This window comes from Bacteroides sp. 1_1_14, from assembly GCF_000162515.1.
Lineage (GTDB): Bacteria > Bacteroidota > Bacteroidia > Bacteroidales > Bacteroidaceae > Bacteroides > Bacteroides thetaiotaomicron.
Window position 1 is genome coordinate 324,233 of the sequence record NZ_GG774709.1, and the last position, 6,805, is coordinate 331,037.

General features: G+C 37.3%; 7 protein-coding genes. 6 read left to right on the forward strand and 1 reads right to left on the reverse strand.

Going from position 1 to position 6,805, the window contains the following annotated elements; all coding sequences use genetic code 11:
- Window position 1: 1 nt before the first annotated feature.
- Window positions 2-1,111, reverse strand: coding sequence for a DegT/DnrJ/EryC1/StrS family aminotransferase (locus HMPREF9007_RS05495; RefSeq protein ID WP_008762980.1), 1,110 nt, complete (start codon window positions 1,109-1,111; stop codon window positions 2-4).
- A 217-nt stretch (window positions 1,112-1,328) separates the two neighbouring features.
- Between HMPREF9007_RS05495 and HMPREF9007_RS05490 the strand changes: the two genes are divergently transcribed.
- The 6 genes from HMPREF9007_RS05490 to HMPREF9007_RS27840 form a co-directional block, all read left to right on the forward strand.
- Window positions 1,329-2,234, forward strand: a complete 906-nt coding sequence (locus HMPREF9007_RS05490; RefSeq protein ID WP_008762981.1) for a beta-1,6-N-acetylglucosaminyltransferase — start codon at window positions 1,329-1,331, stop codon at window positions 2,232-2,234.
- Window positions 2,235-2,455: 221 nt separating this feature from the next.
- Window positions 2,456-2,836 (forward strand): GtrA family protein, encoded by a 381-nt coding sequence (locus HMPREF9007_RS05485; protein ID WP_008762982.1) that lies wholly within the window; start codon window positions 2,456-2,458, stop codon window positions 2,834-2,836.
- On the forward strand, window positions 2,833-3,768 hold the full coding sequence (locus HMPREF9007_RS05480; protein ID WP_008762983.1) for a glycosyltransferase family 2 protein: 936 nt from the start codon (window positions 2,833-2,835) through the stop codon (window positions 3,766-3,768). The genes HMPREF9007_RS05485 and HMPREF9007_RS05480 overlap by 4 nt, the downstream gene beginning before the upstream one ends.
- 8 nt (window positions 3,769-3,776) lie before the next feature.
- A complete protein-coding gene (locus HMPREF9007_RS05475; RefSeq protein WP_008762984.1) occupies window positions 3,777-5,108 on the forward strand; it encodes a DUF6056 family protein in 1,332 nt (443 codons plus the stop codon).
- 191 nt (window positions 5,109-5,299) lie between these two features.
- Complete coding sequence (locus HMPREF9007_RS05470; protein WP_032850644.1) at window positions 5,300-6,457, forward strand: DUF5722 domain-containing protein; 1,158 nt, start codon at window positions 5,300-5,302, stop codon at window positions 6,455-6,457.
- A 63-nt stretch (window positions 6,458-6,520) separates the two neighbouring features.
- The coding region (locus HMPREF9007_RS27840) for a hypothetical protein (RefSeq protein ID WP_008762986.1) at window positions 6,521-6,805 on the forward strand (285 nt) is incomplete at its 3' end.

Below are 6,805 nucleotides of genomic sequence, written 5' to 3' on the forward strand. Positions count from 1 at the left end.
ACTATTTCTTTATAATTTGGAGGATATACTCGACTTCATTTTCACTTAAAGCATGGTGCATTGGCAAGCAGATGACGTTATTGGACATTTGGGTTGCTATTGGCAGATTGTCAGGGTTAGCAGAATCTAATCCGCGATATGTTGAGAATGTACTGATTAGCGGATAGAAATAACGGCGTCCGAATACATTATGTTCCTTCATCTTAAAATAAAGTTCATCACGCGTCATTCCATATTCTTCAGCATTTATGAAAATTGGGAAATAAGAATAATTGTGGCGTACTCCTGGTATATCATTGAAAAAGGTTATCCCTTTAACACCTTGAAGTTCATCTCTATATCTTATGGCTACTTTGCGACGGGAATTGATTGCATGATCTACTTGCTTAAGGTTAAGTAATCCGTATGCAGCGCGTACCTCATCTACTTTACTATTAATACCGGGGGCTACAACTTCAGTTTCACTGGCAAAACCAAAGTTTTTTAGATAGTCGATGCGCTTTTTAGTCTGCTCGTCATGAACGACTAATGCTCCACCTTCCAAAGTATTGTAAACTTTCGTTGCATGAAAACTCAGAGTAGCCATATCTCCAAAGTTTAAAATGCTTTCCCCGTTTATTTCTACTCCAAAAGCATGAGCGGCATCATATATGACTTTTAATCCATATTTATTGGCTATTTCTTGAATCTCTTTCGTTTTACAAGGCTTCCCGTAAACGTGTACAGGCATGATAGCTGTAGTCCTGGGGGTAATGGCCGCTTCTATTTTACTAGGATCCAGATTACAGGTTTCTGGCTCAATGTCTACAAAAACAGGTTTGATTCCATTCCACCAAAGAGAATGTGTTGTTGCTACAAAGCTAAAGGGAGTAGTTATCACTTCACCGGTAATTCTCATTGCTTGTAAAGCGGTTATTAAAGGTAGAGTTCCGTTCGTAAACAAACTGAGATAGGGAACTTTAAGATACTTAGCTAATTCCTCTTCTAGTTTTTGGTGGAAGTTGCCATTATTTGTCAGCATTTTGCTTTCCCATATTTCTTTTAATAAGAAAGTAAAATCTTCCAAAGAAGGCAGTAGGGGGGAAGTCACATATATAGGTTTATCTATCATTGTAATTATGGATATTATTGGTCTATATAATAGTTGTTTAGGTTAATGACGTTATTGTCTTTGTCTCCATTAAGAACTGGGTGCCAACTCCAATTTAATGATTTAAGACTTAAATTTCACAAAGATAGATAGATTCCAATACTTATCAAAATATATGTTTGGAATTTATCTAACTATTGTTGTATTGGAATTCTATCTGTTGTATCTTTGCATGATAATGAACTTATTTAATGATGCAAAGGTAATGAGACATGCTTTTTTAATTCTGGCCCATAATGAATTTCAAATATTGAAGATACTACTTTCTATGCTTGATGATGGGAGGAATGATATATATTTGCATATTGATAAGAAAGTCGTGCTCGGACCTTTAGAGCAAGATTTATTTCGGCTTGCAAAAGCTCGTCTTTTTGTACTTGAGCAACGTCTTGACGTAAGATGGGGTGATATTAGTGTGGTAAAGGCTGAACTGTTGTTACTTGAGACAGCCAGTATGAAAGGTCCTTATGATTATTATCATTTGTTGTCAGGAGTCGATTTGCCGATAAAGTCACAAGACTATATCCATCATTTCTTCGAGAAAAATAAGGGGTATGAGTTTGTGCCTTACTCTTGTGGTGAGGCTAATTTAAAAGATCTCGAAAGAAAGGTTTTTAAATATCATTTGTTCTGTCGTTATTATAAAATTCCACCTCGTATTTTTAAAAAGCAAGTACAATCTCTTCGAATAAACTTTTTAAAGTTGCAGGATTTCTTCCATTATAACCGACCTAAAGAAATTGAATTTAAAAAGGGTTCCAATTGGGTTAGTATTACGCATGAGTTGCTAACAATTATATTAGCTCAAAAGTCTTTTATTTTAAGGCGTTTTAAAAATGTTTGCTGTGGTGACGAAATATTTCTTCAATCTATATTGTGGAACTCAGAAAGGCGGAGTCATATTTATCCAGGTAGTGAGCAGTTGAATGCCGGACTTCGTGCAATTGATTGGGAACGGGGGAATCCTTATGTTTGGAAAATGGAGGATTTGCAATATTTATTAGAAACAGAGCATTTGTTTGCTCGAAAATTTGATTCGCAGAATATGGATGTTGTGATCAAAATAAGGGAGCTTTTTTCTTGAATGTATAAAGTGATGTGTGGTGGTAACTCATGAAGATGAATAGAGAAATTGCACCTTAGATATCATTCTATGATTTAATCAAATGGAGAAGTAACATTATTTATTTTTGTATATTTAGTTATACTTTTCTTTGCTGGTCTTACATATTATTTATAATATTGTACCGTTTTATAAGTCTTCTGTAGGTAGTTGGATCAAAATCAATAAAAGAGTATTGGATGATGTCTGTTTTTAATAAGCGTAGAGAGTTTGTTCGTTTCATATTGGTTGGTATTCTGGCAACTGCTACTCATTATGGTATTTATTTCTTTTTATGTGTACTGATGTTACCAGCTATTGCATATACTATTGGTTATGTTATTAGCTTTATTCTGAATTTTTACTTGTCTAATATATTCACCTTTAATACTAAGCCTACTGTTAGGAAAGGAATAGGATTTGGCATCAGTCATTTTATCAATTATTTGTTGCATATCGGGCTGTTGTCGCTATTTATATGGATCGGAGTTCCCGAGAGATGGGCACCTCTTCCTGTGTTTGCATTAGTAGTACCGGTTAATTTCCTTCTTGTTCGTTTTGTTCTAAAATCTAAAAAAATATGAGTAAAGTTAGTGTTTTAATACCTGCATACAACGAGGAACTCTCTCTTCCGGAGCTCTATTCGAAGCTAAAAGAAATGATGGATTCTTATGCAGAATATGAGTGGGAGATTTTGTTTGTTAATGATGGCAGCCATGATAAAACATTGGAAGTTATTAAATTTTTGAGATCACAAGATGAGAGAATTAATTTTGTCGACCTGTCGCGCAATTTTGGAAAAGAAGTAGCAATGTTAGCTGGTTTCGATTATGCTACGGGCGATTGTCTGGTGATTATGGATGCTGACTTGCAACATCCTCCTCACTTAATCCCTGAAATGTTGAAATATTGGGAAGAAGGGTATGATGATGTATACGCAAAGCGAATAACCAGAGGCAAGGAGAGTTTGATGCGTAAATATCTGTCCTTGTTATTCTATAAGTTATTGCAGAAAACGACCCGTGTGGAGATTCTCCCGAATGTCGGTGATTTCAGACTGTTAGATCGTTGTTGTATAAACGCTTTAAAACAGTTACGTGAGAGCCAAAGATATACTAAAGGTATGTATTGCTGGATTGGATTTCGTAAGAAAGAGATCAAATTCGAGCAGGAAGATCGTGTTGCCGGTACATCTTCGTTTAACTTTTTCAGCCTTCTGAGCTTGGCTGTGGAAGGGGTGACCTCCTTTACTGTAGCTCCTTTACGCATTTCTACTTTTGCTGGAATTATAGTTTCCTTGGTTGCTTTCATATACATGTGCTTCATCATGTTTAAAACATTGATATGGGGCGAAGTAGTACAGGGTTTCCCTACTCTGATGGTCGTGATTCTTTTTCTAGGTGGGATACAGTTGCTGTCCTTGGGAGTCATAGGGGAGTATATAGGACGTATTTTCAATGAAACAAAGAATCGTCCTACCTACATTGCAAGAGAATATAATGGTGTGAAACAATAACTAAGATTATGAGTAAAAAAACGGTTCGGATTGGTATTGGCGCATTTCTGTTGATAATAGGAAGTTTATTTTACCTGATGAATATGTACACTCCGATATGTGGAGATGATTATCTTTATTCATTCTATTTGACTCCTGTGGCAGCTAAGTCTTTCTTTGAAGGCGCATCGATAGGATTTGAGCAGAAGATATCATCATTTACCGATGTTATTTTTTCGCAATATAATCACTATTTTTATGTGAATGGGCGTACCATTCCTCATATTCTGGAGCAGTCGTTTGCCGGACTTTGGGGGGAGAATTGTTTTAATTTAATCAATGTATTCGCTTTTCTGTTACTTAATATGTTGGTTATATGGATTTCCGGAAAAAGAAATCTGACAAAATTCGGTTACTGGGTTGCTGCAGTTTTCTTTATATGGTTCTTATTGCCTTGCCCGGTTGATCTCTTTTTACTGATGAGTGGTGCTCTCAATTATACTTGGAGCGCCGTTCTTTGTTTGGCTTTTCTGCTTGTTTATACTAAAGTGCGGCAAATGGAAAGGGTGAATTGGGGAGTTGCTTTTCTTCTTTTTTTGCTGGGCGTCATTTCTGGTTGGACACATGAATCTTTGGTTATAGGCATTTCCGGGGCTTTGTTTATTATTTATTGTGTACAATATAATAAGAGGAAGCCTAAATCACCTGAAATAGCTTTGGTTGCCGGCTTTTGGCTTGGGACCTTGTTGTTGTGTTTATCGCCTGCTGCCCGCGGGCGCGCGTCGTTTGATCATCCTTCCATCTGGGAAACCTTCTTATTGATAATCGGTGAGCTTCGGGCATTTTATGTTCTTCTGTTTTTGCTGGTATATACTTTTTTTCGTGAAAAGAGAAACAACAATAATCATACCCTGAGAAAGTTTTTCTATGATAATCAACTTTATTTTTATGTAATCTTAATTGAACTTGTTTTTAGCTTGGTTATAGGATTTCGAAATGTCCGGCAATTGTTTGGAATAGAGTTGTTTTCTGTTGTGATTTTAATCAAACTGATCAGTGATCAGACTTCATTTAATGCGGTTTGGTGTAGAAGTGTATCAATTGTGGCAGCAAGTGCGATCGTTTTGCATATGGCATTTGTCATTCCATGCGCAAAACGTTCTCATGCGCAATTTCAGGATATAGTGACCACTTATCTCCACTCAGAAGACGGTGTTGTTTCTTTCAGATACGAAGAGTTTCCCTGTTGGGTCGATTCTTATGTCTGGCGATTCGGAGGGTATGCGGATTGGGAAGCTTTTTGTATTTCCGTCTATTATATGGGAGACAGAAAGCCAATGAAAGCTTTGCTGGTTGATTAGTATTCATTTGTGATAATAGATGATTGCCAGTTAAGATGTTTTTCGGTAGTAATATTTTTTGCTGTGTATAAAAATTGTAAAAAGAAGTAGGATTTTGCATGTGTTCATATTAATAGCTCTATATTTGTACAATTAAACCTAAACCCTTTTACAGTTTACTTATGGAGCTATTGAAAAGTCATTTTTTTAAAATGAGAAAGGCTTATATTGAGTCGTTTATTATTCTTTTGTTTCTGTCCTGCTGTCCTTTCATTGTTTCTTCCTGTCACGAGGAAGAGAAAGAGGAGATACCTGAATCTCCTTTTGACGAAGAAGATATTCAACACGAACAAGATCTGAATGCTTATTTGGGAAAAAGCTATTCGTGTAAAATTTCTCAGGTCTCAGTAATGGAATCTTCCGTTCGCGTTACTGGTGAATATACCGGTGAAGGCAACTTCTTTTTAGGTGAGATTCCTCCTTATTTGGATATCATAGATGTGAAGAAGGCTCCTTATAAGTTGAAGTTAGAAGATTCATCTTTTGAAATTAAGTTAGAGCGTTATGTAGAAAGGGATGGAGCATTATATGACCGTCTTTTGTCAAAGTGGGCTATTTATAAAGAGGGAGTAGAAAGAGACCAACTGGTTTCTCATGCGCATCAAGCGGATGAAATTCATGCGTTTCAGAATCTTCCGGCTATCAAACTGACTTCAAAGAAAGGGTTGGGTGGAATTATTCCTAACCAATATATATCGGATTTTACTTTGTTGGGGATAAGTAGTGCTACGATTAATGTTTGTATCACTCAGTTTATGCATCTGACGCCAAGAGCGGGAGATATTGCGCATACTTATGGGGGAAGAACCTATTATATGGATGAAGGTTACCTCAAGACTGTGCTTGACGTTCCTCTTTTAGAAGCAGCCAAACGGAATATTGCTGTTGCTGCCATCATTCTTGTCGAACCGGCAGCTAAATGCGTAGACCCTGACTTGGGGGCATTGCTGCAACATCCGGATTATGAAAGAGGGGTTTATACAATGCCTAATATGACTACTCTGGAATCGGTAAATTGTTATGCGGCAGCATTTGATTTTCTGGCGAAAAGATATTGTACGGCGGACAATCGCTACGGGCGCATAGCTCATTGGATTATGCATAATGAGGTAGACGGCTGTATAGACTGGACAAATATGGGAGTAAAACCTCTTACAGTATTTACGGATACCTATATAAAATCAATGCGTATATGTTATAATATAGTACGCCAATATGATAAACAGGCAGAGGTTTTGGGTTCCTTTACACATTCCTGGACACAGATAGCGAATGTGGGATGGTGGCTCTATACAAGCAAAGAAATGTAAGCACTCAAATTAGGGCTCAAAAATGAAATATATATCTTCGCTGCGAACTAAAACTTACGAATTATGCTAAGCAGTGAAGACCTTGAAAGATTCTACTTTCAGTATCAAACCGAGGCGGTGCCTCTCGGAATGTCAGTCCAGACATTCTGTTTACGGAACAATGTTCCATATAACATTTTTCACAAATGGTACAAGGATACCCGCAAAAAAATAGTGGAAGTTCAGGTGGATGGTGTTCCCTCGGGTCCACCATCGGAATCCGGGCCGTCTTCACCTTCAGGGGAAACCCCGGTAAAGAAGGACAGTCCCTCTCCCCATGCAGTACACAGATACCGGAAGCCGGGCAAA

Excerpts from the sequence above, each read along its gene's own strand:
- HMPREF9007_RS05495 (WP_008762980.1), bottom strand. The coding sequence starts at position 1,111 with ATGATAGATAAACCTATATATGTGACTTCCCCCCTACTGCCTTCTTTG.
- HMPREF9007_RS05490 (WP_008762981.1), top strand. The coding sequence starts at position 1,329 with ATGAACTTATTTAATGATGCAAAGGTAATGAGACATGCTTTTTTAATT.
- HMPREF9007_RS05485 (WP_008762982.1), top strand. The coding sequence starts at position 2,456 with ATGTCTGTTTTTAATAAGCGTAGAGAGTTTGTTCGTTTCATATTGGTT.
- HMPREF9007_RS05480 (WP_008762983.1), top strand. The coding sequence starts at position 2,833 with ATGAGTAAAGTTAGTGTTTTAATACCTGCATACAACGAGGAACTCTCT.
- HMPREF9007_RS05475 (WP_008762984.1), top strand. The coding sequence starts at position 3,777 with ATGAGTAAAAAAACGGTTCGGATTGGTATTGGCGCATTTCTGTTGATA.
- HMPREF9007_RS05470 (WP_032850644.1), top strand. The coding sequence starts at position 5,300 with ATGAGAAAGGCTTATATTGAGTCGTTTATTATTCTTTTGTTTCTGTCC.